General features: G+C 71.7%; 18 protein-coding genes and 1 riboswitch. Of the genes, 6 read left to right on the top strand and 12 right to left on the bottom strand.

All coding sequences use genetic code 11. The features are described from left to right. Positions 1 to 19: 19 nt before the first annotated feature. The 4 genes from HDC93_RS28205 to HDC93_RS28220 are packed head-to-tail and all read right to left on the bottom strand — an operon-like array spanning position 20 to position 5,386. Positions 20 to 670, bottom strand: a complete 651-nt coding sequence (locus HDC93_RS28205; protein WP_185013675.1) for a thymidine kinase — start codon at positions 668 to 670, stop codon at positions 20 to 22. 58 nt (positions 671 to 728) lie between these two features. After that, complete coding sequence (locus HDC93_RS28210; protein WP_185013676.1) at positions 729 to 1,925, bottom strand: alkaline phosphatase family protein; 1,197 nt, start codon at positions 1,923 to 1,925, stop codon at positions 729 to 731. Then, complete coding sequence (locus HDC93_RS28215; protein ID WP_185013677.1) at positions 1,925 to 2,512, bottom strand: DUF5998 family protein; 588 nt, start codon at positions 2,510 to 2,512, stop codon at positions 1,925 to 1,927. The genes HDC93_RS28210 and HDC93_RS28215 overlap by 1 nt, the downstream gene beginning before the upstream one ends. A 51-nt stretch (positions 2,513 to 2,563) precedes the next feature. After that, positions 2,564 to 5,386 (bottom strand): bifunctional GNAT family N-acetyltransferase/acetate--CoA ligase family protein, encoded by a 2,823-nt coding sequence (locus HDC93_RS28220; protein WP_185013678.1) that lies wholly within the window; start codon positions 5,384 to 5,386, stop codon positions 2,564 to 2,566. A 180-nt stretch (positions 5,387 to 5,566) separates the two neighbouring features. Here HDC93_RS28220 and HDC93_RS28225 point away from each other — a divergent pair, with 180 nt between their 5' ends. After that, positions 5,567 to 5,848, top strand: coding sequence for an HPr family phosphocarrier protein (locus HDC93_RS28225; protein WP_003993478.1), 282 nt, complete (start codon positions 5,567 to 5,569; stop codon positions 5,846 to 5,848). 439 nt (positions 5,849 to 6,287) lie between these two features. Here the strand turns inward: HDC93_RS28225 and HDC93_RS28230 are convergent, their stop codons facing one another. The 4 genes from HDC93_RS28230 to HDC93_RS28245 all read right to left on the bottom strand — a co-directional run bounded on the left by HDC93_RS28230 (position 6,288) and on the right by HDC93_RS28245 (position 11,101). Then, the gene (locus tag HDC93_RS28230) at positions 6,288 to 6,983 is read right to left on the bottom strand and encodes a GntR family transcriptional regulator (RefSeq protein ID WP_185013679.1); all 696 of its coding nucleotides are present in this window, start codon (positions 6,981 to 6,983) and stop codon (positions 6,288 to 6,290) included. A 190-nt stretch (positions 6,984 to 7,173) separates the two neighbouring features. Then, positions 7,174 to 7,965, bottom strand: a complete 792-nt coding sequence (locus tag HDC93_RS28235; RefSeq protein ID WP_185013680.1) for a M23 family metallopeptidase — start codon at positions 7,963 to 7,965, stop codon at positions 7,174 to 7,176. A gap of 12 nt (positions 7,966 to 7,977) precedes the next feature. Further along, a riboswitch (cyclic di-AMP (ydaO/yuaA leader) is annotated at positions 7,978 to 8,142 on the bottom strand. Positions 8,143 to 8,345: 203 nt separating this feature from the next. Further along, the gene (locus HDC93_RS28240; protein ID WP_097221345.1) at positions 8,346 to 9,734 is read right to left on the bottom strand and encodes a pitrilysin family protein; all 1,389 of its coding nucleotides are present in this window, start codon (positions 9,732 to 9,734) and stop codon (positions 8,346 to 8,348) included. After that, entirely contained in the window at positions 9,731 to 11,101 is a 1,371-nt protein-coding gene (locus HDC93_RS28245) for a pitrilysin family protein (RefSeq protein ID WP_185013681.1), read from the bottom strand. The genes HDC93_RS28240 and HDC93_RS28245 overlap by 4 nt, the downstream gene beginning before the upstream one ends. Before the next feature lie 341 nt (positions 11,102 to 11,442). Between HDC93_RS28245 and HDC93_RS28250 the strand changes: the two genes are divergently transcribed. Next, a complete protein-coding gene (locus HDC93_RS28250) occupies positions 11,443 to 13,899 on the top strand; it encodes a DNA topoisomerase (ATP-hydrolyzing) subunit A (protein ID WP_185013682.1) in 2,457 nt (818 codons plus the stop codon). A gap of 128 nt (positions 13,900 to 14,027) precedes the next feature. Here HDC93_RS28250 and HDC93_RS28255 read toward each other — a convergent pair whose 3' ends face one another. Together HDC93_RS28255 and HDC93_RS28260 are read right to left on the bottom strand one after the other, a co-directional pair. Further along, positions 14,028 to 15,110 carry a GTP-binding protein gene (locus HDC93_RS28255; RefSeq protein WP_185013683.1) on the bottom strand — a complete coding sequence of 361 codons (1,083 nt, stop codon included), beginning with the start codon at positions 15,108 to 15,110 and terminating at the stop codon, positions 14,028 to 14,030. A 344-nt stretch (positions 15,111 to 15,454) separates the two neighbouring features. After that, positions 15,455 to 16,615 carry a citrate synthase/methylcitrate synthase gene (locus HDC93_RS28260; RefSeq protein WP_185013684.1) on the bottom strand — a complete coding sequence of 387 codons (1,161 nt, stop codon included), beginning with the start codon at positions 16,613 to 16,615 and terminating at the stop codon, positions 15,455 to 15,457. A 110-nt stretch (positions 16,616 to 16,725) separates the two neighbouring features. On the opposite strand from HDC93_RS28260, the gene HDC93_RS28265 reads away from it, so the two are divergent. From HDC93_RS28265 to HDC93_RS28280, 4 genes are all read left to right on the top strand, one after another. Next, positions 16,726 to 18,024, top strand: a complete 1,299-nt coding sequence (locus tag HDC93_RS28265; protein ID WP_185013685.1) for a citrate synthase — start codon at positions 16,726 to 16,728, stop codon at positions 18,022 to 18,024. Positions 18,025 to 18,077: 53 nt separating this feature from the next. Then, a complete protein-coding gene (locus HDC93_RS28270; protein WP_185013686.1) occupies positions 18,078 to 19,022 on the top strand; it encodes a sucrase ferredoxin in 945 nt (314 codons plus the stop codon). A 144-nt stretch (positions 19,023 to 19,166) separates the two neighbouring features. Further along, a complete protein-coding gene (locus tag HDC93_RS28275) occupies positions 19,167 to 20,840 on the top strand; it encodes a sensor histidine kinase (RefSeq protein WP_185013687.1) in 1,674 nt (557 codons plus the stop codon). Continuing rightward, positions 20,840 to 21,520, top strand: a complete 681-nt coding sequence (locus HDC93_RS28280) for a response regulator (RefSeq protein WP_185013757.1) — start codon at positions 20,840 to 20,842, stop codon at positions 21,518 to 21,520. The genes HDC93_RS28275 and HDC93_RS28280 overlap by 1 nt, the downstream gene beginning before the upstream one ends. An 89-nt stretch (positions 21,521 to 21,609) precedes the next feature. On the opposite strand, the gene HDC93_RS28285 is transcribed toward HDC93_RS28280, so the two are convergent. Beyond that, complete coding sequence (locus HDC93_RS28285) at positions 21,610 to 23,202, bottom strand: cation acetate symporter (protein ID WP_185013688.1); 1,593 nt, start codon at positions 23,200 to 23,202, stop codon at positions 21,610 to 21,612. Beyond that, positions 23,199 to 23,762 carry a DUF485 domain-containing protein gene (locus HDC93_RS28290; protein WP_185013689.1) on the bottom strand — a complete coding sequence of 188 codons (564 nt, stop codon included), beginning with the start codon at positions 23,760 to 23,762 and terminating at the stop codon, positions 23,199 to 23,201. Before HDC93_RS28290 ends, HDC93_RS28285 begins: the two co-directional genes overlap by 4 nt. Between the last annotated feature and the right edge of the window lie 34 nt (positions 23,763 to 23,796).

Below are 23,796 nucleotides of genomic sequence, written 5' to 3' on the forward strand. Positions count from 1 at the left end.
CCGCGCCACCGGCAGCAGGTCAGACGGACGTCACCGGCAGCACGTCCGGGGACAGAGCCGCCGCGTGGGACGTCGCAGCCGTCATCCGGCGGCGGTGGTGACGGCGGCACAGGACCTCGTAGCCGACCTCGTCGGCGGAGTGGGTGACGTCGCCGACGACCACCTGGGCGCCCTCGACGACCATCACCCCGCCTATCGTGCGGGCGTTGTGCGTCGCACGGGCTCCGCACCAGCACAGGGCCTCGACCTGGAGGACCTCGACCCGGTCGGCCAGTTCCACCAGCCGCTGCGAGCCGGGGAACAGCTTGGAACGGAAGTCCGTCGTGATGCCGAAGGCGTAGACGTCAAGGCTCAGGTCGTCGACCACACGCGCCAGTTGGTCGATCTGCTCCGGCGCGAGGAACTGCGCCTCGTCGGCGATCACGTAGTCCGCGCGGCCGCCCTGCGAGAGGTGGTCGACGAGATACCCGTAGAGGTCCTGTCCGTCGGCGACCTCCACCGCGTCCGTGACCAGGCCGAGGCGTGAGGACAGCTTGCCCTCGCCGGCGCGGTCGTCGCGCGAGAAGATCATGCCCTGCAGTCCGCGCGCCGAGCGGTTGTGCTCGATCTGGAGAGCCAGCGTCGACTTCCCGCAGTCCATCGTTCCGCAGAAGAACACCAGCTCGGGCATGTGGAGTTGAGCACCTTTCGGCGTGGGAGGGCGAGGTGGGGCTTGGAGTGGGGCTGCTTCAGGAGCGTACTTCGAGCAGGGGGACCAGCTGCTCGGCGGGGGTCATCGAACCGTGGTTGCCGACCATCGCCGACTCCTTCGGCTCCCGCTCGGAGGCGATGAGCAGGACGTCGTCCCGCGCGGCGGCGACCACGTCACCGATCCTGCCGTACACCCGTGCGTCGATCCGCGGGCCGAACCAGCCCGCCGCGATGGCCTCGTCGCGCGAGGCCACCCAGAACTGCTCGCCGAGCACCTCACGCCAGCAGGTCAGGACGTCGTTCGCCGCGCCGGGCACCGCGTAGACGTGGCGGGCGCGGCCCTCGCCGCCGAGCAGGGCGACTCCGGCGCTCAGCTCCCAGTCCTCGTCGAAGTCGATGCGGTGCTGCTCGTCGAAGGGCACGTCGATCATGCCGTGGTCGGCGGTGACGTAGAGCGCGCTGCGCGGCGGCAGTTGCTCGGCCAGACGCTGGACCAGGCGGTCGGCGTACATGAGCTGGCCGCGCCAGGCGTCGGAGTCGACGCCGAAGCGGTGGCCGGCGCCGTCGACCTCGGCGAAGTACGTGTACACCAGGGAGCGGTCGCCCGCGGCCAGCTGCTCGGCCGCGAGGTCGATACGGTCCTCGCCGGGCAGCCGCCCGAGGAACGTTCCTCCACTGAGCGCGACCTTGGTCAGCGGGGTGTTCTCGAAGGTCGGGGACGACACCTGCGCGGCGTGCACCCCGGCCGCGTGTGCCAGCTGGAAGACCGTGGGGTACGGCTGCCAGGGGCCGGGCGGACTCCACGGCTGCCAGCGCAGCTGGTTCATCAGCTCGCCGGTGTCGGGGTTGCGGACGGTGTAGCCGGGCAGTCCGTGCGCGCCGGGGGGCAGGCCGGTGCCGACGGAGGCGAGCGAGGTCGCCGTGGTCGCCGGGTAGCCGGCGGTGAGCGGACGCCCGGTGCCGCCGCGCGAGGTGGCGAGCAGGGACGTCATGAAGGGGGCGTCCTCGGGGTGCGCCCTCAGCTGCTCCCAGCCGAGGCCGTCGATCAGGAACACGCAGTTGCGGTCGGCGGGCGTCAGCTCGGTGATCGCGGCGCTCATGTCCGGGACGCCCAGGCCGGCGGCCAGGGTGGGCAGGAGGTCGGCGAGCGATCCGCTGCCGTACTCGGGGACGGGCGCGGAGGCGACGGTGAGCGGTTCGGGGTGGTCGTCCCAGACCGTCTTGGGCTGTGCCATCAGCGGGTCGTGTCCGCGGTCGCCTCGGAGAGGGACTGGGCGAAGGCGAGCGCCTCGCGCACGGTCTCCGGTCCGTCCCCGGCCTCGCTGACGCGCAGGCTGAGGTCGTCCGCCGTCGAGTTGCCGGTGTAGCCGTGGTCCGCCTCGCAGTTGGGGTCGCCGCACGCGGCCGGCTCCAGGTCGATGCGGGCAACGGCGCCCCAGCCGATGGTGAGGACGACCTCGCGGGGCAGGGTCCCCGGCTTGTACGACTCGGGGTTGGCGACCACGCGGCTGACCACGACCGACGAGATGCGGCCGATCTTCACGGACTCCGTCGACGTCGTGGCGTACGGCGTCGGGGAGGTGCTGTCGGCTGCCTGCTCGTCGGTGTGGCTGACGATGAAGCGGTTGTCGGTGAGGACGAGCACCGTCACATGCCGCCGGACCTCGTTCTGGTCGAACGTCGTCTCCTGGTGGACCAGGTACGACCGGATGGGCTCGCCGCCCACGGCGGCCTCCACCGCCTCGGCCACGAGGGCCGGGTAGTAGCCGCTGCGCTCGATCGCCGCCCGCAGCCCCTGGGTCGTCGTACTGGTCTTGGCCATGACGCCCATCCTACGGGGGACCACTGACTGCGAGGGACAGCTCGCCCCCTGTCAGTACGCGGGGAGGGTCCGCGGGCCGAGGTCGTCGCGGGCGGGCGGGTGCGCGAGGCGCACGGAGGCACCGAGGACGCTCAGGCCGTGTGAGGCGACGACGACCGGTTCCAGGGTGACCGCGACGACCTCGGGGTGGTCGTCGACCAGCCGGGACACCCGCAGCAGCAGCTCCTCCAGGGCACGGGTGTCGGCCGGTGCCGAGCCGCGCCAGCCGAACAGCAGCGGGGCGGTGCGGATCGAGCGCACCAGCGAGTGCGCCTCCCGGTCCGTGACCGGGATCAGCCGGTGCGCGGTGTCCCCGAGCAGCTGTGAGGCGGCCCCGGCGAGCCCGAAGGAGAGCACGGCTCCGGCCGCGGGGTCGATGACGGCCCGTACGACGACGTCCACGCCGCGTGGCGCCATCCGCTGCACCACCGGCCGCAGCTCCTCCGGCGCGCCGAACAGCTCGGTCAACTCGGCGTACGACCGGCGCAGTTGCTCCTCGTCCGCGAGGTCGAGGCGGACGCCGCCCAGGTCGGCGCGGTGCCTGAGGTGCGGAGCCGTGGCCTTGAGGGCGACGGGATAGCCGAGGTCGCGGGCGGCCTCGGCGGCGGCGTCGGGGGTCGGGGCGGGCAGGGCGCGGTGGACCTGGACGCCGTAGTGACCGAGGAGGTCGCAGGTCTCGTCCGTGCCGAGTGTGAGTCCCTGGCCGCGCGCGAGGAGGCCGTCGATCAGCGCGGCGGCGCCCTTCTCGTTGATGTCCTCGTACTCCGGCACCTTGCCGGGCTCGGCGGCGTCGCGCCGCCACTGCGCGTAGGCCACGGCCTGGCCGAGGGCGCGGACGGCGCGCTCGGCGGCGGGGTAGGCGGGGATGAGGTGGGCGCCTTCCGGGGCCTCGGCGGCGGGGAGTTGATCCGCTGCGGGCGTCGGACTTGGAGCGTTTTGTAGCTGATCATCCGTTGTGGCCTGCGGTGCCGTGCTCGCCGCCGCCGACAGGGCCTCCGCCAGGCCGCCGAGTTCCACGTGGACCACGAGGACAGGCTTCGACGGGGCCGCGGCCGATGCCGAGCGCAGCGCCTGCGCGAGGGCCGCGTCGCCGACCGGGCCCTCCCCCACCGCCGGTATGGCGGTGACGACGACGGCGTCGCACCGGTCGTCGGCCAGGGCACGCGACAGGGCGGTGTGGAAGTCGGCCGCCGAGGCCGCGGTGGTCAGGTCCTGCGGGGGGTGCGGTCGCAGCCCCTCGGCCAGGCACGCGTCGTAGGTGAGCAGACCGAGCGACTCCGAGTTGCCCAGGATCGCCACCCTGGGGCCGCCCGGCAGGGGCTGGCGGGCGAGCAGCAGGCCCGCGTCGACCAGCTCGGTGATCGTGTCGACGCGGATGACCCCGGCCTGCCGCAGCAGCGCCGAGACGGTCGCGTGCGGCAGCCTTGTCGCCCGGACTGCGTGCCCCTGGGGAGCGGCGCCGTGCCGTGCGCCCTGGACGACGACCAGGGGCTTGGCGGCGGCGGTGCGGCGGGCGAGGCGGGTGAACTTGCGGGGGTTGCCGATGGACTCCAGGTACATGAGGACGACGTCGGTGTCGGGGTCCTCGTACCAGTACTGCAGGACATCGTTGCCGGAGACGTCGGCGCGGTTGCCGGAGGAGACGAAGGTGGAGACACCGGTCACGCCCGTGACACCGCCGCCGCGCCGGTGCAGCCGGGACAGCAGGGCGATGCCGATGGCGCCGGACTGGGCGAACAGGCCGATGCGGCCGGGGCGCGGCACCTCGGGGGCGAGGGAGGCGTTGAGCCGGACCCGGGGTGAGGTGTTGATGATGCCGAAGGCGTTCGGGCCGATGATCCGCATGCCGTACGTGCGCGCGTGCCGCACGAGTGCGCGCTGGCGTTCGCGCCCCTCGGGACCGCTCTCGGCGTACCCGGCGGAGACCACGACCAGCCCCTGCACGCCGTGTTCGCCACACTCGGTGACGACCTCCGTGACGTGCTCGGCCGGCACGGCGACGACCGCGAGGTCGACCGGGCCGTCGATGTCCCGCACCGAGCGGTGGGCGGGCACCCCGTCGAGCTCCTTCTGCCCGTCGGGGAGAGCCTTGTTCACGGCGTAGAGGCGGCCGCTGTACCCGGCGTCCCGGATGTTGCCGAGGACGCTGCGGCCCACGCCGCCCGGGGTGCGACCGGCGCCGATGACGGCGACCGAGCCGGGGGCGAGCAGCCGCTGCACCGAGCGGGCCTCGGCACGGTGTTCGCGCGCGTACTGCACGGCCAGGGAGCGGTCGGTGGGTTCGAGGTCGAACTCCAGACGGACGACGCCGTCCTCGAAACTGCGCTTCTGGGTGTAGCCGGCGTCCGTGAACACCTTGATCATCTTGTTGTTGGCGGGCAGCACCTCGGCGGCGAAGCGGCGGATGCCGCGCTCCCGGGCGACGGCGCCGATGTGTTCGAGCAGGGCGGAGGCGACGCCGCGGCCCTGGTGGGCGTCCTGCACGAGGAAGGCGACCTCGGCCTCGTCGGCGGGTGCCGACGCGGGCGTTCCGTCCGGGCCGATCCGGTCGTAGCGTACGGTGGCGATGAACTCGCCGCCGACCGTGGCCGCGAGTCCCACCCTGTCCACAAAGTCGTGGTGCGTGAAGCGGTGGACGTCCTTGGCGGACAGGCGAGGGTACGGCGCGAAGAAGCGGTAGTACTTCGACTCGTCGGAGACCTGCTCATAGAAGCTGACCAGGCGATCGGCGTCATCAACGGTGATGGGCCGGATGCGCGCGGTACCCCCGTCGCGCAGCACCACGTCGGCTTCCCAGTGGGCGGGATACTCGTGCCGGGCCGGCGAGGTCTGCATGGGCCCCAGAGTACGGCTAGCGTCCGGCAGCGGGCGCGAGGCAGTCTGTGGAGGGCGTCAGTCGGGTCGAGGCCGCGATCCGACGGCACCCCTGGAGTGGAACGCGAGGACCGCTCCTGGTGGGCTTCACGATATGGGAAACTGGTCTAGACAACCCTGAAAACCGAAGGGCAGCAACACATGGCTGAGCGCCGCGTCAACGTCGGCTGGGCCGAGGGTCTCCACGCCCGCCCCGCCTCCATCTTCGTCCGAGCCGCCACGGCCGCAGGCGTCCCGGTGACGATCGCCAAGGCTGACGGCAACCCCGTCAACGCGGCCTCCATGCTGGCCGTCCTGGGCCTCGGCGCCCAGGGGGGCGAGGAGATCGTCCTCGCCTCCGACGCCGAGGGCGCGGACGCCGCCCTGGACCGGCTCGCCAAGCTGGTCTCCGAGGGTCTCGAGGAACTGCCCGAGACCGTCTGATCCGCCGAGCGCCCGATCCGGCGCACAGCGAGGGGCTCGTCCGAATCCACCGGGCGGGCCCTTCGCCGTTCCCGGGTGACGCGGGTGGGCCCTTCGCCGTTCCCGGGTGACGCGGGCGGGCCCTTCACCGTTCCCGGGTGACGCGGGCGGGCCCTTCACCGTTCCCGGGTGACGCGGGCGGGCCCTTCGCCGTTCCCGGGTGACGCGGGCGGGCCCTTCACCGTTCCCGGGTGACGCGGGCGGGCCCTTCACCGTTCCCGGGTGACGCGCGCGGGACGATCATCATTCCCCGGTCGACAAGGACGGGTCCTCGCCCTAATCCCCGTTCGGCGCGGGCGACACTTCGCCATTCCCGGTCCACGTTGCCTGGAATTCCGAGAATCCGGGCAGCGGAAATAAGCCCCCGGGAATTGACTGCTCTTTGTATACGGCCGCCGTGTTAATGCCGCGGGCTCGCTGTGTTTACGGGATGTTGCGAGTTCCTCACACGGTCGGCGCGTTCCTGGGCGGAGCCGAACCGCAGGCGGTGCGCGCCCTTGGCGCGCTCGGTGTGCAGCGCCGTGACCGCCCGCGCGCGCTCGCCGTCCCCGCGCGCCACCGCGTCCACGATCGCGCCGTGCTCGGTCCAGGACTCCACCGGGCTGGCCGGCGCCTCCACGGCGTACATCCAGGCGATCTTGTGGCGGAGCTGGGTGAGCATCGAGGTCAGCGCGGGGCTGCCGGAGGCCTGGGCGAGCGTCTCGTGGAACCAGCCGCCGAGAGAGCGCAGGTCGTCACTGTTCCCGCGGCGGGCCCGCTCCTGGCCCAGCCGGACGAGGCCGCGCAGGACCTTCAGATGCGCCTCGGTGCGGCGCTGGGCGGCGCGGGCCGCACCGAGCGGCTCCAGCAGCATGCGCATCTCCAGCAGGTCGCCGGCCTCCTGCTCGGTGGGTTCCGCCACGCACGCGCCCGCGTGCCGGCGGGTCACCACGAAACCCTCGGCCTCGAGCGTGCGCAGCGCCTCCCGGACGGGCACCCGCGAGACGCCGTAGCGGCGTGCGAGGAGTTCCTCGGTGAGCCGGCTGCCGCGTGCGTGGACACCCGCGACGATGTCGTCCCGGATGGCCGTGCACACCGAGTGCGCGGGAATACGCATGACCGACCTCCGCTTAATCCCCGTGAAACGCCGACGAGCGGCGTGCGTTCCGTGACTCTATTGCAATGAGCCGGAATTTCCGACGGCAGGCGACAATCCATGGATATTTTTTGGACAGCGGGGGGCCGTAAACGGCGAAAAGCCCCGGCTCGGGGAGCCGGGGCTTTCGGGGGAAGCGGAGAGGTTGCGGTCAGACACTCACGCCGTGCGAGCGGAGGTAGGCGACCGGGTCGATGTCCGAGCCGTACTCGGGGCTGGTGCGGGCCTCGAAGTGCAGGTGCGGGCCGGTGACGTTGCCGGTCGCGCCGGACAGGGCGATCTGCTGGCCCGGGGTGACCTGCTGGCCCACCGAGACGCCGATGGAGGACAGGTGACCGTACTGGGTGTACGTCCCGTCGTTCATCTTGATCACGACCTGGTTGCCGTAGGAGCCGCCCCAGCCGGCCTCGACGACGGTGCCCGCGCCGACCGCGTGGACGGAGGTGCCGCTGGCGGCGTGGAAGTCGACGCCGGTGTGGCTGCCGGAGGACCACAGACCGCTGCTGGCCTTGTAGCTGGTGGAGACGTACGAGCCGGAGATCGGGGGCACGAAGGAGTTGAGGCGCTTGCGCTCGGCCTCGCGGGCGGCGCGCTCCTTGGCCTCGCGGGCCTTCTCGGCCGCCTCCTTGGCCCGCTCGGCGAGTTCGGCGGCCCGCTTGCGGGCGGCCTCCTCGGCCTTCTGCTTGGCGGCGGCCTCGTCGGCGGCGTGCTGCTGCGCGAGCGCCTGGGCGTCGATCTGCTGGGCCACGGTGTCGCCCATGGTGATGACGACCGGCGTGAGGCCGGTCTGCTCGGCGCTGGGCTCGGCGGCGAAGGCAGCGGGGGCCGCCACGGTGCCGATCACGCCGGTGGTGGCGAGGGCCGCGACGCCCGCCGCGCGGGCGGTGGAGCGCTGCATCCTGCTGGGACGACGGTGCTTCCCGGTGGCGCGAGTGAACGCCATGTGGTGGCTGGTCCTTTCCTTCCCTCTCGCCTACCGGGTTAGCTGACGGGTTCGGAGCAGGAAGGTCTCCTACGGACTCCCTCGCGACTCGCGCGGGCGCCCGATTCACCCCAGGGACTGCGATGGGTCCCCGGCTCCCCTGGCTCGCGCCGTACGGGGACTCGGCGATGACTGTCCGGTGCCGCGGGTGCGGCGCACTACCTGACGAACAGCCCGGATGACGCTAAGCGGCGCCACTTTCAATTCCCAAACGAAACCCGGCTTTTGTAGCGCATCCCACAGGGCAGACAGGCAACTCCCATCCCAATTCGGGCATACAGGGGCCCTGGTGCCTTTGAAGACAAACCAGGGCCCCTGAGCGCGTGTCGTTCCGCGTGCCGCTACTCGGCGGCGACGACGGTGACTTCGCCGATGCCGAGGGCCTCGACCGGCGCCTTGATCTGCGCCGCGTCACCGACGAGGACGGTCACCAGACGGTCCACCGGGAAGGCGCTCACGGCCGCCGCGGTGGCCTCCACGGTGCCGGTCGCGGCGAGCTGCCGGTACAGCGTGGCCTGGTAGTCGTCGGGGAGGTGCTGCTCGACCTGGTCGGCCAGCGTGCTCGCGACGGCCGCCGCCGTCTCGTACTTCAGCGGCGCCACACCCACCAGGTTCTGCACGGCGACGTCCCGCTCGGCGTCGGTCAGTCCCTCGGCGGCGAGGGTGCGCAGCACCGTCCAGAGGTCCTGGAGGGCGGGACCGGTGTTGGGGGTGTCGACGGAGCCGCTTATGGCGAGCATCGCGGCACCCGTGCCGTCCGGGGCGGACCTGAGGACCTGGCCGAACGCCCGTACGCCGTAGGTGTAGCCCTTCTCCTCGCGCAGGACACGGTCCAGGCGGGAGGTGAGGGTGCCGCCGAGGCAGTACGTGCCGAGCACCTGCGCGGGCCATACGCGGTCGTGCCGGTCCGGCCCGATCCGGCCGATCAGCAGCTGCGTCTGGACGGCGCCCGGGCGGTCCACGATGACGACCCGGCCAGTGTCGTCGGCGGTGACCGGAGGCACGGGACGTGGCTCGGCCGAGGAGCCCGTCCAGGCGCCCAGCGTGTCCCCGAGCAGGGCGTCCAGATCGATGCCGGTGAGGTCGCCGACGACCACGACGGTGGCCGTGGCGGGGCGGACGTGCTTCTCGTAGAAGGCGCGTACAGCCGCGGAGTCGATGGCGGCGACGGTCTCCTCGCTGCCCTGCCGGGGCCGCGACATGCGCGCGTCCGCCGGGAACAGCTCCTTGGAGAGCTCCTTGGCGCCGCGGCGGGAGGGGTTGGCCAACTCGTGCGGGATCTCGTCGAGGCGGTTGTTGACCAGCCGCTCGACCTCGCTGTCGGCGAAGGCGGGCGCCCTCAGGGCGTCGGCGATCAGACCCAGGCCCTTGGTGAGCCGGGAGGCGGGCACCTCCAGGCTGAGCCGGACACCGGGGTGGTCGGCGTGCGCGTCGAGGGTGGCACCGGCGCGCTCCAGTTCCGCGGCGAAATCCTCGGCGGAGTGCTTGTCGGTGCCCTCGGAGAAGGCCCGGGCCATGATCGTGGCCACACCGTCGAGTCCGGCCGGCTCGGCTTCCAAGGGGGCGTCCAGCAGCACCTCCACGGCGACGACCTGCTGGCCGGGACGATGGCAGCGCAGCACCGTCAGGCCGTTGTCGAGCGTGCCGCGCTCGGGGGCCGGGAAGGCCCACGGCCGGGCGTCGCCCGCCTGCGGCCGGGGGTGGAAGTCCATCGTGGCGAGCTCGGTCACTTGGCCGCCTCCTCGTTCTCGTCGGCCGCGGCTGCGGTGTCGTCGGTGGTGCCGGCGGTCTCGTCGGCGACGGGCTCGTAGACGAGCACCGCGCGGTTGTCGGGTCGCAGGCGGGCCTTGGCGACCTCCTGGACCTCCTCGGCCGTGATCTCCAGCACGCGCTGGACGGCGGTCAGGGCGAGCTGCGGGTCGCCGAAGAGCACGGCGTACCGGCACAGTTCGTCGGCGCGGCCCGCGACCGTACCGAGCCGGTCCAGCCACTCGCGCTCCAACTGGGCCTGGGCGCGCTCCATCTCCTCGGGCGTGGGGCCCTCCTCGGCGAACCGGGCGAGCTCCTCGTCGATGGCGGTCTCGATGACCGGAACCTCCACGTCACCGGACGTCTTCACGTCCAGCCACCCCAGGGAGGGCGCCCCGGCGAGCCGCAGCAGGCCGAAGCCGGCCGCCACGGCCGTACGGTCGCGGCGCACGAGCCGGTTGTAGAGGCGGGAGGACTCGCCGCCGCCGAGGACGGTGAGGGCCAGGTCGGCCGCGTCGCACGCGCGCGTGCCGTCGTGCGGCAGCCGGTAGGCGGCCATCAGGGCGCGGGCCGGGACGTCCTCCTCGACGATCTCGCGCAGCTGCTCGCCGATGGTCTCCGGAAGCGCCCCGTCGCGCGGGGCGGGCTTGCCGTCGTGACCGGGGATGGAGCCGAAGTACTTCTCGACCCAGGCGAGCGTCTGATCCGGGTCGATGTCGCCGACCACGGAGAGCACGGCGTTGTTCGGCGCGTAGTAGGTGCGGAAGAACGCGCGCGCGTCCTCCAGGGTCGCGGCGTCCAGGTCGGCCATCGAGCCGATCGGGGTGTGGTGGTAGGGGTGGCCCTCCGGGTAGGCGAGGGCGGTCAGCTTCTCGAAGGCGGTGCCGTAGGGGACGTTGTCGTAGCGCTGGCGGCGCTCGTTCTTGACGACGTCCCGCTGGTTCTCCATCGACTCGTCGTCGAGTGCGGCCAGCAGCGAGCCCATGCGGTCGGCCTCCAGCCAGAGGGCGAGCTCCAGCTGGTGTGTGGGCATGGTCTCGAAGTAGTTGGTCCGCTCGAAGCTGGTCGTGCCGTTCAGCGAGCCACCCGCGCCCTGGACGAGCTCGAAGTGGCCGTTGCCCTTGACCTGCGCGGATCCCTGGAACATCAGGTGCTCGAAAAGGTGAGCCAGGCCGGTACGCCCCTTGACTTCGTGGCGCGAGCCGACGTCGTACCAGAGGCACACCGCCGCGACCGGGGTCAGGTGGTCCTCGGAGAGCACCACGCGCAGGCCGTTGGCCAGGCGGTGCTCGGTCGCTGTCAGGCCCCCGGAGCCTGCCTGGGCTGTGGCCGTGTGACCCATGGGCATGTACGTCCCTTCGATCGCTGAGCGGTTGTTCAGACCGCGGATTCCTGCCGGTCCTGCCACTGTATGCAAGCGCGCGAAGCCCTGGTGAAGTTCCCGGCGGCGACCTCGGCCCGACAGCACGCAAGCCGCCCCGGGCAGGGTCCTGGTCCCGGTTGTCAGTGCGGCGGTCCACAATGGTCCGCGTCAGTTCTCGTTCACGCTTCAGCATGAGCGAGCCGAAGGGCGCGCCGGTGATGAGAGGGCGAGCGCGCGGAGGCCCGAAAATTGAGCACGATCGGCCTCTCATCACCGGCATCAGTGCCCGTAGGCGAGCGACCAGGAAACAGAAGGAGCCGGCAGCGATGGCCCGCCGCAGCACGAAGACCCCGCCGCCCGACGACTCGTACGAGGAGCGGATCCTCGACATCGACGTCGTCGACGAGATGCAGGGCTCCTTCCTCGAGTACGCGTACTCGGTCATCTACTCCCGCGCCCTTCCGGACGCACGCGACGGCCTCAAGCCGGTGCACCGCCGCATCGTCTACCAGATGAGCGAGATGGGCCTGCGCCCCGAGCGCGGGTACGTCAAGTGCGCCCGGGTCGTCGGCGAGGTGATGGGCAAGCTGCACCCGCACGGCGACGCGTCGATCTACGACGCCCTCGTGCGCATGGCCCAGCCCTTCTCGATGCGGGTCCCCCTGGTCGACGGCCACGGCAACTTCGGCTCGCTGGGCAACGACGACCCGCCGGCCGCCATGCGGTACACCGAGTGCCGGATGGCCGAGGCGACGAGCCTGATGACGGAGTCGATCGACGAGGACACCGTCGACTTCAACCCCAACTACGACGGCCAGGAGCAGGAACCGGTGGCTCTGCCCGCCGCCTTCCCGAACCTCCTGGTCAACGGCGCCTCGGGCATCGCGGTCGGCATGGCCACGAACATGGCGCCGCACAACCTGCGCGAGGTCATCGCCGCCGCCCGCCACCTCATCAGGCACCCGAACGCCGATCTCGACGCGCTGATGAAGCACGTCCCGGGCCCCGACCTGCCCACGGGCGGCCGCATCGTCGGCCTGTCCGGCATCCGGGACGCCTACGAGTCCGGCCGCGGCACGTTCAAGATCCGGGCGACGGTCTCGGTGGAGCCCGTGACGGCCCGCCGCAAGGGCCTCGTCGTCACGGAGCTGCCCTTCACGGTCGGCCCCGAGAAGGTCATCTCCAAGATCAAGGACCTGGTCGGCTCCAAGAAGCTCCAGGGCATCGCCGACGTCAAGGACCTCACCGACCGCGAGCACGGCCTGCGCCTGGTCATCGAGATCAAGAACGGCTTCGTTCCGGAGGCGGTCCTCGAGCAGCTCTACAAGCTGACGCCGATGGAGGAGTCCTTCGGCATCAACAACGTGGCGCTGGTGGACGGCCAGCCGCTCACGCTGGGTCTGAAGGAGCTCCTGGAGGTCTACCTCGACCACCGCTTCAACGTCGTACGGCGGCGTTCGGAGTTCCGCCGCGGCAAGAAGCGCGACCGGCTGCACCTGGTCGAGGGTCTGCTGACGGCCCTGCTGGACATCGACGAGGTCATCCGCCTGATCCGCTCCAGCGAGAACTCCGCGCAGGCCAAGCAGCGCCTGATGGAGCAGTTCTCGCTGAGCGAGGTGCAGACGCAGTACATCCTCGACACGCCGTTGCGCCGTCTGACCAAGTACGACCGCATCGAGCTGGAGTCGGAGAAGGACCGCCTCAACACGGAGATCGAGGAGCTGACCCGGATCCTCGACTCGGACTCCGAGCTGCGCAAGCTGGTCTCCTCCGAACTGGCCAACGTGGCCAAGAAGTTCGGCACCGACCGGCGTACGGTGCTGCTGGAGTCGGGCGGTGCCCCGGTCGCGGCCGTGCCGCTCCAGGTCGCCGACGACCCGTGCCGGGTGCTGCTGTCCTCCACGGGTCTGCTGGCCCGTACGGCGAACGGCGAGCCCTTCACGGAGGAGCCCGGCGCCAAGCGCGTGAAGCACGACGTGATCGTCTCTGCGGTGCCCGCCACCGCCCGCGGTGAGGTGGGCGCGGTCACCTCGACGGGCCGGCTGCTGCGGCTGAACGTGGTCGACCTGCCCCAGCTCCCGGAGTCGCTGCCGACGCCGAACCTCGCGGGGGGCGCGCCGCTGGCGGAGTTCGTCACCCTGGAGGACGACGAGACGGTGGTCTGCCTGACCACGCTCGACGAGTCGTCGCCGGGCCTGGCGCTCGGCACGGCGCAGGGCGTCGTCAAGCGCGTGGTGCCGGACTATCCGGCCAACAAGGACGAGCTCGAGGTGATCGCCCTCAAGGAGGGCGACCGGATCGTCGGCGCGGTCGAGCTGCGCACCGGCGAGGAGGACCTGGTCTTCGTCACCGACGACGCGCAGCTGCTGCGCTTCCAGGCGTCCCAGGTCCGCCCGCAGGGGCGTCCGGCCGGCGGTGTGGCCGGCATCAAGCTCACCGAGGGCGCGAAGGTCATCTCCTTCACGGCGGTGGACCCGGCCGTGGACGCCGTCGTCTTCACCGTCGCCGGCTCGCGGGGCACGCTGGACGACTCCGTCCAGACGACGGCCAAGCTGACCCCGTTCGACCAGTACCCGCGCAAGGGCCGCGCCACCGGCGGTGTCCGCTGCCAGCGGTTCCTCAAGGGCGAGGACTGCCTGTCCCTGGCCTGGGCGGGCCCCGTCCCCGCGCTCGCCGCGCAGAAGAACGGCACCCCGGCCGACCTTCCGGACATCGACCCGCGCCGCGACGGCTCGGGAGTGTCCCTGGCGAAGACGGTGTCGGTGGTGGCCGGGCCGGTCTAGGCATGACCTAGCTAGAAGACCGATGAAGATCTCACTCCGGCCGCCGGGATCGCCCCGGATTGCCGGTAAATGTCAATCGCCACGAACCGGTGCAAGCCGGGCGCAATTCCAAGATCTTCAGGACACTCCTAGACCGGGTACGCGCCCTGCTCCTCGGGCTCGCGTACGTACCGCAGGACGCCCCACATGCCGTGCTCGTCGGCGTGTGGGGCGTCGCTCCTGGACGCCTCCAGCTCCTTCTCGAGCGCGGCGGCGTCGATCCCCGAGCCGATGAGGACCAGTTGGGTGAGGCGTCCGCCCCCGGCCGGCCAGGGCTCCGGGTAGAAGCGCAGGAACCGCCCGACGGCATGGACGGCGTAGCGGTTGCGGACGTCGTGCGGCCCGAAGTCGACGTAGCCCTTGATCCGGTACAGCCCCTCGGGGCGGCTGTCGAGGAACGTCATCAGCCGGCGCGGGTCGAGGGGGACCGGGGAGACGAACGACAGGCTGTCGTAGGCGGCGTGCAGGTGACCGGCGTGATCGCCCTCTTCGTGGAGGTCGGCTTCGTGGAAATCGGTTTCGTGGAGGTCGTCGAAGGACAGCTGCCCGATGCGCTCCTCGCTCGGCCGGCAGTCGAAGAGGAACTCGGGGTCGATCCGGCCGTAGGTGGCCGGGACGACGGCGGCGCGGTCGACGAGGGTCCGGACCAGCCCGAGCACGCGTTCGCCGTCCGCTGCGCGGTCGAGCTTGTTGACCACGACGAGGTCGGCCAGCGCGAGATGCCGGTCGATCTCGGGGTGCCTGGCCCGGGTGTCGTCGAACTCGGCGGCGTCGACGACCTCGACGAGCCCCCCGTACACCACCCCCGGATGCTCGCTGGCCAGCAGCATCCGCACGAGCTCCTGCGGCTCGGCCAGACCGCTGGCCTCGATGACGATGACGTCGATGCCGAGGCCGGGCTCCGCGAGCCGCTCCAGGTACTGGTCCAGTTCGCTCGCGTCGACGGCGCAGCACAGGCAGCCGTTGCCGAGGGAGACCGTCGAGTCGCCGAGCGCTCCCGCCACGGCCATCGCGTCGATCTCGATCGCCCCGAAGTCGTTGACGAGGGCGCCGATACGGCTGCCGCCGCTGCGGTGCAGGAGGTGATTGAGCAGGGTGGTCTTTCCCGAGCCGAGGAATCCGGCCAGGACGACGACCGGGATCTGCTGCGGTTTCGGACTCGGCTGGCTCACCGTGCGACCTCTCTCGCGCCGACGCGTGCACCGGCTCGCGTTCCCGGCACAACTGGGAAATGGGGATGCCGCCCCAGGATACGAGCCGTGAGATCCACGCCTGAGTGAACGATTGTTAGCAGCACTCGCGGGGCTCGCACGGACCTCCCCGAAGAACTGGACGGGTAGCTTCCCGCCGACGCGTCCAGGGCGGACTACGAGCGCATCGTCGTGGTCTCCCGCAGGACCCTCATCGACGCCAAGGGCGACATCCCCGACGCCTGATCCCGTCGGTCACCCACGGACCCGACGCGAAGGCCCGGTACCTTCCGGTACCGGGCCTTCGCGCTCCGCGGCGCCCTCGCTCAGGCGGGCAACGGCGCCGGGGCCTCCGGCCCCACGTACCGCGCCACCGGCCTGATGATCTTCGTGTCCTCCGCCTGCTCCAGGATGTTGGCGCTCCAGCCCACCGCGCGCCCGGCGGCGAAGGTCGGGGTGAACATCTCGCGCGGCAGGCCGCAGAGTTCCATGACCACGCCCGCGTAGTACTCGACGTTGGTGTGGAGTTCCCGGCCGGGCTTCAGCTCCGCCAGGATCGCCTCGATGCGACGCTCCACCTCGACGGCGAAGTCCACCCGCGGCCCGCCGAACCCCTGGGCGACCTCGCGCAGCATCCGGGAACGCGGGTCCTCCGTACGGTAGATCGCGTGCCCGAAGCCCATGATGCGCTCACCGGCGAGCACCCGCTGACGCACCCAGGAGTCGATACGGTCCGGGATGCCGATCGCGTCCAGAGTGTCCAGCGCGCGGCTGGGCGCACCCCCGTGGAGCGGCCCCGACAGTGCCGCCACCGCCCCGGCGAGGCACGCCGCCACGTCCGCGCCCGTCGACGCGATGACCCGGGCCGTGAACGTTGATGCATTGAATCCGTGATCAATGGTGGAGATCAGGTACTGCTCGATCGCCCGCGCGTGCGGCTCGCCGGGCACCGAACCGGTCAACATGTACAGGTAGTTCGCCGCGTAGGACAGGTCCTCCCGCGGCTCCACCGGTTCCAGCCCCTCACCCAGCCGATGCAGCGCGGCGAGCAGCGTGGGAACCGCCGCGGCCGCCTCGATCGTGTCCTGCCGGCGCCGGTCCGCGTCGATGTCGTACACGGGCCGGAACCCCTTCGCCGCACCCAGGAGCGAGAGGGCCGTACGCATCCCCGCGAGCGGACCGGAGCGTCCGCCGGCCGCGGCGACGGCCGGCAGCGCCGCTCGCACCTCGTCGGGCAGCCGACGCAGCGCGGCGGTCTCGGTCGCGAAGGCCGCGCTCCGCGCCGCGTCCGGCAGTTCGTCGTGGACGAGGAGATGCCAGACGTCCTCGAAGCCGCGGGTCCGCGCGAGGTCGACGGCCGAGTACTGCCGGTAGTGGTAGAAGCCCTCCAGACCGCGGACGTCACCGATCCGGGTGTCGGTGACGACGACACCGGCGAGCCCCCGAGGCACTTCGAGAAGAGTGGCTGCTGACCTGTTGACGGACATGACTTCCTCCCTGGACTTGATTCGACTATCCATGATTGACTCGATATCTGTCAATATTGATTGAATCAATACATCAGTCAATGGACCGGTGGACGGATACGGTGACCCCCATGCGCGATCAAGAGCCCGCCCCCACGGACGCGGAACGGCGGTTGAACACCAAGGAGGCCGCCGAGCTGCTCGGCGTGAAGCCGGAGACCGTGTACGCGTACGTGAGCCGCGGCCAGCTCAGCAGCCGACGGGCGAGCGGCGGGCGAGGCAGCACCTTCGACGCCGGGGAGGTCGAGGCGCTCGCCCGACGCAACAGGCGGGACGGCTCGGGCAGCTCCGGTTCGGGCAGCACCGGTTCGGGCAGCACCGGCGGGGGCAATTCCAGTGGCGAGCTGTCCGTCCGCACGCGCCTCACCCTCATCGAGAGCGACCGCTACTTCTTCCGCGGTGTCGACGCGGTCGACCTGGCCACACGGCACACCTACGAGGAGGTGGCCGAGTGGCTCTGGACGGGCCGGATGCTCCCGGGCAGCACGTTCACCGCGCCCGCAGGGTTCGTGTCCGTCGCCCGCCGCGCCGTCGAGGCGCTGCCCGAACACGCCGCGCCCGCGGACCTGCTGCGGGTGGCGACGGTCGCCGCCGCGACCGCCGACCCGCTGCGGTTCGACCTGTCCGAGGACGCCGTGCTCGGCACCGCGCGCACTCTCATCCCCACGCTCGTCGCCGCCCTGCCGCCGAGGGGACACGACCGCCGTGACGAGGGCTCCATGGCCCACCGCCTGTGGACCCGGCTCTCGATGCGCAAGGACCCCGACGAGGCGTCCCTGCGCGCCCTGGACGCCGCCCTCGCCCTCCTCGTCGACCACGACCTGGCCGCCTCCACCCTGGCGGTGCGCGTCGCCGCCTCGGCCCGCGCGCACCCCTACGCGGCGGTCTCCGCCGGGCTGGGCGTGATCGAGGGCCCGCTGCACGGCGCGGCCAGCGGGCTCGCCCACCGGCTGCTGCAGGACGTGCTCGAACAGGGCGACGCGGCACCCGTGATCGCGGACGAACTGCGCGCCGGCCGCCGCGTCCCGGGCCTCGGCCACCGGCTCTACCCCGGCGAGGATCCACGCGCGCGTGCCCTGTTCGCCCACCTGGAGCGGATCCCGCGCGCGGAACCCGCTCTCCTCGCGGCCCGCGACATCGTCGAGACCACCGCCCGGCACGTCCCGCTGCACGCCAACGTGGACCTGGCGCTCGCCGTGCTCACAGTGTCCTCCGGCATGGCGCCGACCGCGGGCGAGACGATCTTCGCCGTGGCCCGCACGGCGGGCTGGATCGCCCACGCCCTGGAGGAGTACGGCGAACGCCCCCTGCGGATGCGCCCCAGCGGTCTCTACGCAGGTCCGCGGCCTCCTCAGCCGCTGCCGGAGTAGCTCGGGGAGGGGCCGAAATTCGCAGCGGCCGAAGTCAGGTTAGGCTCACCTCTGTGAGTACGTGCTCAAGCGTCTCCCGGGACTTCGACGAGCCCGTTTCGGGAACCGCGGCCACCGCGAGGACCTGGCTGTTGATCGAACAGCCCGGTCCGTGGGGTGCCAAGGCGCTCACTTCGAGCCACCTGGACCCCGCCCTTGGACGTGCCCTGGAGGCCGCCGCCAAGGACACGGGCGTACGGATCGCGCTCATCCGCCGCCCCGGGCGCCATGCGGACCGCCGCATGCCCACCACGCGCCGGGTGTACGTCGCGCACGTCGTTCCGGGAAACGTGTGGCTGCACAGCGCCTCGACCTCGGACCCGGGACAGCTGCTCGGCCTCGACTTCGCAGCGCTCGGCCGGGGCGACCACCGTACGTTCGACGCGTTGCTCGGCGGCCGACGCCACGACGGTGACCCGCTCGCCCTCGTCTGCACCAACGGCAAGCGCGACCGCTGCTGCGCCCTCCTCGGCAGGCCCCTCGCGGCCGAGCTGGCGACGTCCGGGGTCGAGGGCGTCTGGGAGGTCACCCATCTGGGTGGTCACCGCTTCTCCCCCACGGTGCTGGTGCTGCCGTACGGATACGCGTACGGCCGGGCCGAGGCCCACTCCCTCAAGGAGGTCCTGCACGGTGCCCGGGAAGGGCGGATCGTCGCGGAGGGGTGCCGGGGCAGCTCCGCCTGGGAACGGCCCGGTCAGGCGGCCGAGCTCGCCGTGCGTACCAGGACGGGCGAATACACCGCGGAGGCGCTGAGCGTCGTCCGGACGGTCGGCTCGGCCCCGCGCTGGGAGGTGACCGTCGCCCACACCGACGGGCGCCGCTGGCAGGTCGACGTGTCCCAGGGCGCGGCACTGCCGGCCCGCCCGGAGAGCTGCGGGGCGTCCGTCCTCGGTCCCCCCGCGCGGATGGACGTGGCGGCGGTGCGCGAGCTGAGGATGGCGACGGCGCCGGCGGGCTGACTTGGTGCATTGACGCCGTCGGCTTTCGTGCATTGATGCTGCCGGCAGTCGTCCATTGATGCTGATGACACTGCACACATTGATCTGGAGATCCACGCCACACCCGTCTAGGGCAGGCAGCCGGCCGCACGTACCGTCTTGGGTATGAGCCCCACTCCCCCCGCACGCCGCCTGCGCCTCGGCCTGCCCCGGCGGGTGTTCTCGCAGGTGCTGCTGATGCAGGTGGCGATCGCCGCGGGAGTCGCGGTGCTCGCGACCGGATTGTTCCTCGCGCCCCTCGGCAACCAACTGGACGACCAGGCGATGCGCCGCGCGCTCGCGATCGCGCAGACGACCGCGCAGCAGCCGGAGCTCGCACGGGAGGTGCGGCAGACGCCGCCGTCGCCGAACGGTCCTGTGCAGCGGGAGGCAGAGCGGATCCGGAAGGCCACCAAGGCCGAGTACGTCGTGGTGATGGACTGGCGGGGCGTGCGCTGGTCGCACACGGACCCGAAGCAGATCGGCGGCATCGTCTCCACCGACCCCGGCCAGGCCTTGGCCGGCAAGGAGGTCATGGAGATCGACAGCGGCACCCTGGGCCGCTCCGCCCGGGGCAAGGTGCCGCTACGTGACAGCGACGGCACCGTCGTCGGCGCGGTCTCCGTCGGCATCGCCTACGACAGCGTCCGGGCCCGTCTGATCCACGCGATCCCGGGCCTGCTCGCGTACGCCGGCGGCGCCCTGGCCGTGGGAGCGCTGGCCGCGTGGCTCATTTCCCGGCGGGTCCAGCGGCAGACCAGGGACCTGGCCTTCTCGGACATCGCGGCGCTGCTGTCCGAACGCGAGGCCATGCTGCACGGCATCCGGGAGGGCGTCGTGGCCCTGGACCGCACCGGCCGCATCCGCCTCGTGAACGACGAGGCACAGCGCCTGCTGGGCATCGGGGAGACGGTGGTGGGCCGCTCCCCCGACGAGGCGCTCGGCGCGGGCCGTACGGCCGATGTGCTGGCCGGACGCGTGACCGGGACGGATCTGCTCACCGTGCGCGGGCAGCGGGTGCTGGTCGCCAACCGCATGCCCACCGACGACGGCGGCGCCGTGGCCACCCTGCGCGACCGCACCGAGCTGGAGCAGCTGGGCCGCGAACTGGACTCGACGCATGGTCTGATCGACGCCCTGCGTGCCCAGGACCACGAGCACGCCAACCGTATGCACACGCTTCTGGGACTGCTCGAACTGGAGATGTACGACGACGCCGTCGAGTTCGTCGGCGAGGTGGTCGGTGACCACCGGGCCACCGCGGAACAGGTCACCGAGCGGATCGAGGATCCGCTCCTCGCCGCCCTGCTGGTCGGCAAGGCGACCGTCGCGGCCGAACGGGGCGTCGCCCTGTGGGTGTCGGACCGGACCCGGCTGCCCGACCGGCTGGTCGACCCGCAGGGGCTCGTCACCGTCGTCGGGAACCTGGTCGACAACGCCCTGGACGCCGTCGCCGGCACACCGCACGCGCGCGTGGAGGTCGAACTGCGCGCGGAGGGACGTACGGCGATCCTCAGGGTGCGCGACACCGGGCCCGGGATCCCGCCGGAGCACCGCGAGTTGATCTTCACCACGGGATGGTCTACGAAGAAGCCGCCGGCTCACCGCGAGCGGGGCATCGGGCTCTCCTTGGTACGCAGGCTCGCGGAGCGGCAAGGGGGCAGCGCGACCGTCGGAGAGGCGCACGGCGGGGGCGCGGAGTTCACCGTCGTCCTGCCCGAGGCGCTGGCCGAGCCGGGCCCGGAGCCGGCCGTCCTGACCGTGCCGTCAGCTCCGCAGACCACCGAGGAGAAGTCGTGATGATCGAGGTCCTGGTCGTGGACGACGACATGAGGGTCGCGCGGGTCAACGCCGCCTACGTCGAGAAGGTGCCGGGCTTCCATGTCGCCGGCGTGGCCCACAGCGCGGCGGAAGCACTGCATCGACTGGAGACGCTGCCCCGCCTGGACCTGGTGCTTCTGGACCACTACCTGCCGGACGCGACGGGGCTGGCGGTCGTCCAGGAGATGCGGCGGCGCGGCGACCAGACCGACGTGATCATGGTCACGGCCGCCCGGGACGTCACCACCGTGCAGGCCGCGATGCGGCACGGCGCGCTGCAGTACCTGGTCAAGCCGTTCGCCTTCGCCGGCCTGCGGGCCAAGCTGGATGCCTACGCCGAGCTGCGCCGCACCCTCGACGGCGGCGGAGAGGCCGAGCAGGCCGAGGTGGACCGCATCTTCGGGGCGCTCTCGGCGCCGTCGGAACCCGACCTGCCCAAAGGGCACTCCCCCACCACCGCCGAGCTGGTCCGCCAGTCCCTCATGAACGCGGACGGCCCCCTGTCCGCCCAGGAGATCGCCGAGCGGACCGGAGTGAGCCGTCAGACCGCACAGCGCTATCTGAAGCTCCTGGAACGCACAGGACGGGCCAGACTCACCCTCAAGTACGGCGACGCGGGCCGCCCGGAACACCGTTACGTGTGGGCGACCCGCGGCTAGGGCGACAGCCTGCCGGTTCCTCCACGAACCGGTGCTGGGCGCCCTCCTGCCATGACACCGAAGGTGCCATGACACCGAAGGCACCTCCCTCACGCCGCTCCTGCACCCGTCAGCGAACGCACCTCTGTCTCCGCGTGCTTGGCCTCGTCCGGGACCTCCGTCGAGGTGACCGTGCCCAGCCAGCCCGCGAGGAAGCCGAGGGGGATCGAGACCAGGCCCGGGTTCTGCAGCGGGAAGTACTGCAGGTCGACGCCCGGGAAGAGTGAGTCGGGGCTTCCAGAGACCACCGGGGACAGCACCACCAGCACCACGGCCGGAATCAGACCGCCGTAGACGGCCCACACGGCGCCCCGGGTGGTGAAGCCACGCCAGAACAGGGAGTAGAGCAGTACCGGCAGGTTCGCGGACGCGGCGACGGCGAAGGCCAGGCCGACCAGGAACGCCACGTTGAGATCCCGCGCCAGCAGACCGAGCGCGATCGCCACCACGCCGACGCCGACGGCCGCGACACGGGCCACGGCCACCTCGCTGCGCGGCTTCCCGCCCCGGCGCCGCAGGGAGGCGTACAGGTCGTGGGCGACGGACGCCGAGGACGCGAGCGTGATCCCGGCGACCACGGCGAGGATCGTGGCGAAGGCGACCGCGGCGACGATCGCGAAGAGAACCGTCCCCCCAGTGGACCCCGCGCCACCACCCAGGTCGAGCGCCAGCAGCGGAACGGCCGTGTTCCCGGCCGCGTTCGACCCTCGCACCGCGTCCGGCCCCAGGATGGCGGCCGCACCGAACCCGAGCACGATCGTCATCAGGTAGAAGCCGCCGATGAGCCCGACGGCCCAGACGACCGAGCGGCGGGCGGCCCGCGCGGTGGGCACCGTGTAGAAGCGGGACAGGATGTGCGGCAGCCCCGCCGTACCCAGCACCAGGGCCAGCCCGAGACTGATGAAGTCGAAGCGGGCCGTCCAGTCCCCGCCGTACTTCAGTCCCGGTGCCAGAAACGCCGCGCCGTGCCCGCTGCGCTCCGCCGCCGTGAGCAGCAACCGGTCCACATCACCGTGGAATCGCAACAGGACGAGCACCGTCAGCACGATGGTGCCGCCGAGCAGCAGGACCGCCTTGACGATCTGGATCCACGTGGTCGCCCGCATCCCTCCCAGGGACACGTAGATCACCATGAGCGCGCCCACACCGATGACGGTCCAGTCCCGCGCCGCGTCGCTCGTGCCCCCGAGCAGCAGCGCCACCAGGCTGCCCGCGCCGACCATCTGCGCCACCAGATACAGAACGGACACCGTGACCGAGGAGGTTCCCACCGCGATGCGAACCGGCCGCTCCCTCATCCGCGCCGCCACGACGTCGGCCATCGTGAACCGGCCGCAGTTGCGGACCAGTTCGGCGACCAGGAACAGCACCACCAGCCACGCCACGAGGAAGCCGACGACATACAGCAGCCCGTCGTAGCCGAACAGGGCGATGAGCCCGGTGACTCCGAGGAAGGAAGCGGCCGACATGTAGTCGCCCGCGATGGCAAAACCATTCTCCATGGGGGAGAACAGCCGCCCGCCCGCGTAGAACTCTTCCGCCGAGCCCCGCCGGTTGCGGCTGACCCACGTGGTGATCCCCAGGGTGACCGCGACGAACGCGCTGAAGAGCAGCAGCGCCAGCGTCTGGTGTTCCTCCGTCACGACGTACCACCATTCATGCCACGCGTCAGTTCCTGTGTGTCCCACCGCAGTTCGAGCGCGGCCCTGTCCCGGCGCAGCCGCGCGTGCCGCGCGTACGCCCAGGTGAGGAGGAACGTGGACAGAAACTGCCCGAGTCCCGCCGCCATCGCCACGTTCACCGCTCCCGCCACGGGCCGCGCCATCAGTTCCGGCACGGTTGTGGCGGCCACGACGTAACCCACGTACCAGGCGAAGAAGGCCACGAACGCCGGCACCACGAACCTCCGGTACCGCCGCCGCACCTCCTGGAAAGCCGCACTGCGCTGCACTTCGAGGTACACGTCGGCCGCCGCCGCGGCCCCCGCCCCGCCCTCCGTCCGTGCCGACGGAACCACCGCAGGACCCTGCGCCCCGTCACCGGCCGACTCGCCCCACCCGGAGGCGAGGGCGTCGTACCAGGGATCGTCGTACCTGAGCTGTCCGGCCTCCTCGGCCGGGACCGGGTCATGACCGTCGAGAGGCCCGACCCAACTCTCCTGGCCGGCCCCACCGCCACGGGGACTGCCCTTGCTTCGCTGCATGCCCAAGGATGGTCAGAACGGGAAGATCCCCGAC

Source organism: Streptomyces sp. AK010, from assembly GCF_014207295.1.
Lineage (GTDB): Bacteria > Actinomycetota > Actinomycetes > Streptomycetales > Streptomycetaceae > Streptomyces > Streptomyces massasporeus.

What these genes read in the sequence shown, in the direction of transcription:
- HDC93_RS28205 (WP_185013675.1), bottom strand. Translation starts at nt 670, where the DNA reads ATGCCCGAGCTGGTGTTCTTCTGCGGAACGATGGACTGCGGGAAGTCG.
- HDC93_RS28210 (WP_185013676.1), bottom strand. Translation starts at nt 1,925, where the DNA reads ATGGCACAGCCCAAGACGGTCTGGGACGACCACCCCGAACCGCTCACC.
- HDC93_RS28215 (WP_185013677.1), bottom strand. Translation starts at nt 2,512, where the DNA reads ATGGCCAAGACCAGTACGACGACCCAGGGGCTGCGGGCGGCGATCGAG.
- HDC93_RS28220 (WP_185013678.1), bottom strand. Translation starts at nt 5,386, where the DNA reads ATGCAGACCTCGCCGGCCCGGCACGAGTATCCCGCCCACTGGGAAGCC.
- HDC93_RS28225 (WP_003993478.1), top strand. Translation starts at nt 5,567, where the DNA reads ATGGCTGAGCGCCGCGTCAACGTCGGCTGGGCCGAGGGTCTCCACGCC.
- HDC93_RS28230 (WP_185013679.1), bottom strand. Translation starts at nt 6,983, where the DNA reads ATGCGTATTCCCGCGCACTCGGTGTGCACGGCCATCCGGGACGACATC.
- HDC93_RS28235 (WP_185013680.1), bottom strand. Translation starts at nt 7,965, where the DNA reads ATGGCGTTCACTCGCGCCACCGGGAAGCACCGTCGTCCCAGCAGGATG.
- HDC93_RS28245 (WP_185013681.1), bottom strand. Translation starts at nt 11,101, where the DNA reads ATGCCCATGGGTCACACGGCCACAGCCCAGGCAGGCTCCGGGGGCCTG.
- HDC93_RS28250 (WP_185013682.1), top strand. Translation starts at nt 11,443, where the DNA reads ATGGCCCGCCGCAGCACGAAGACCCCGCCGCCCGACGACTCGTACGAG.
- HDC93_RS28260 (WP_185013684.1), bottom strand. Translation starts at nt 16,615, where the DNA reads ATGTCCGTCAACAGGTCAGCAGCCACTCTTCTCGAAGTGCCTCGGGGG.
- HDC93_RS28265 (WP_185013685.1), top strand. Translation starts at nt 16,726, where the DNA reads ATGCGCGATCAAGAGCCCGCCCCCACGGACGCGGAACGGCGGTTGAAC.
- HDC93_RS28275 (WP_185013687.1), top strand. Translation starts at nt 19,167, where the DNA reads ATGAGCCCCACTCCCCCCGCACGCCGCCTGCGCCTCGGCCTGCCCCGG.
- HDC93_RS28280 (WP_185013757.1), top strand. Translation starts at nt 20,840, where the DNA reads ATGATCGAGGTCCTGGTCGTGGACGACGACATGAGGGTCGCGCGGGTC.
- HDC93_RS28290 (WP_185013689.1), bottom strand. Translation starts at nt 23,762, where the DNA reads ATGCAGCGAAGCAAGGGCAGTCCCCGTGGCGGTGGGGCCGGCCAGGAG.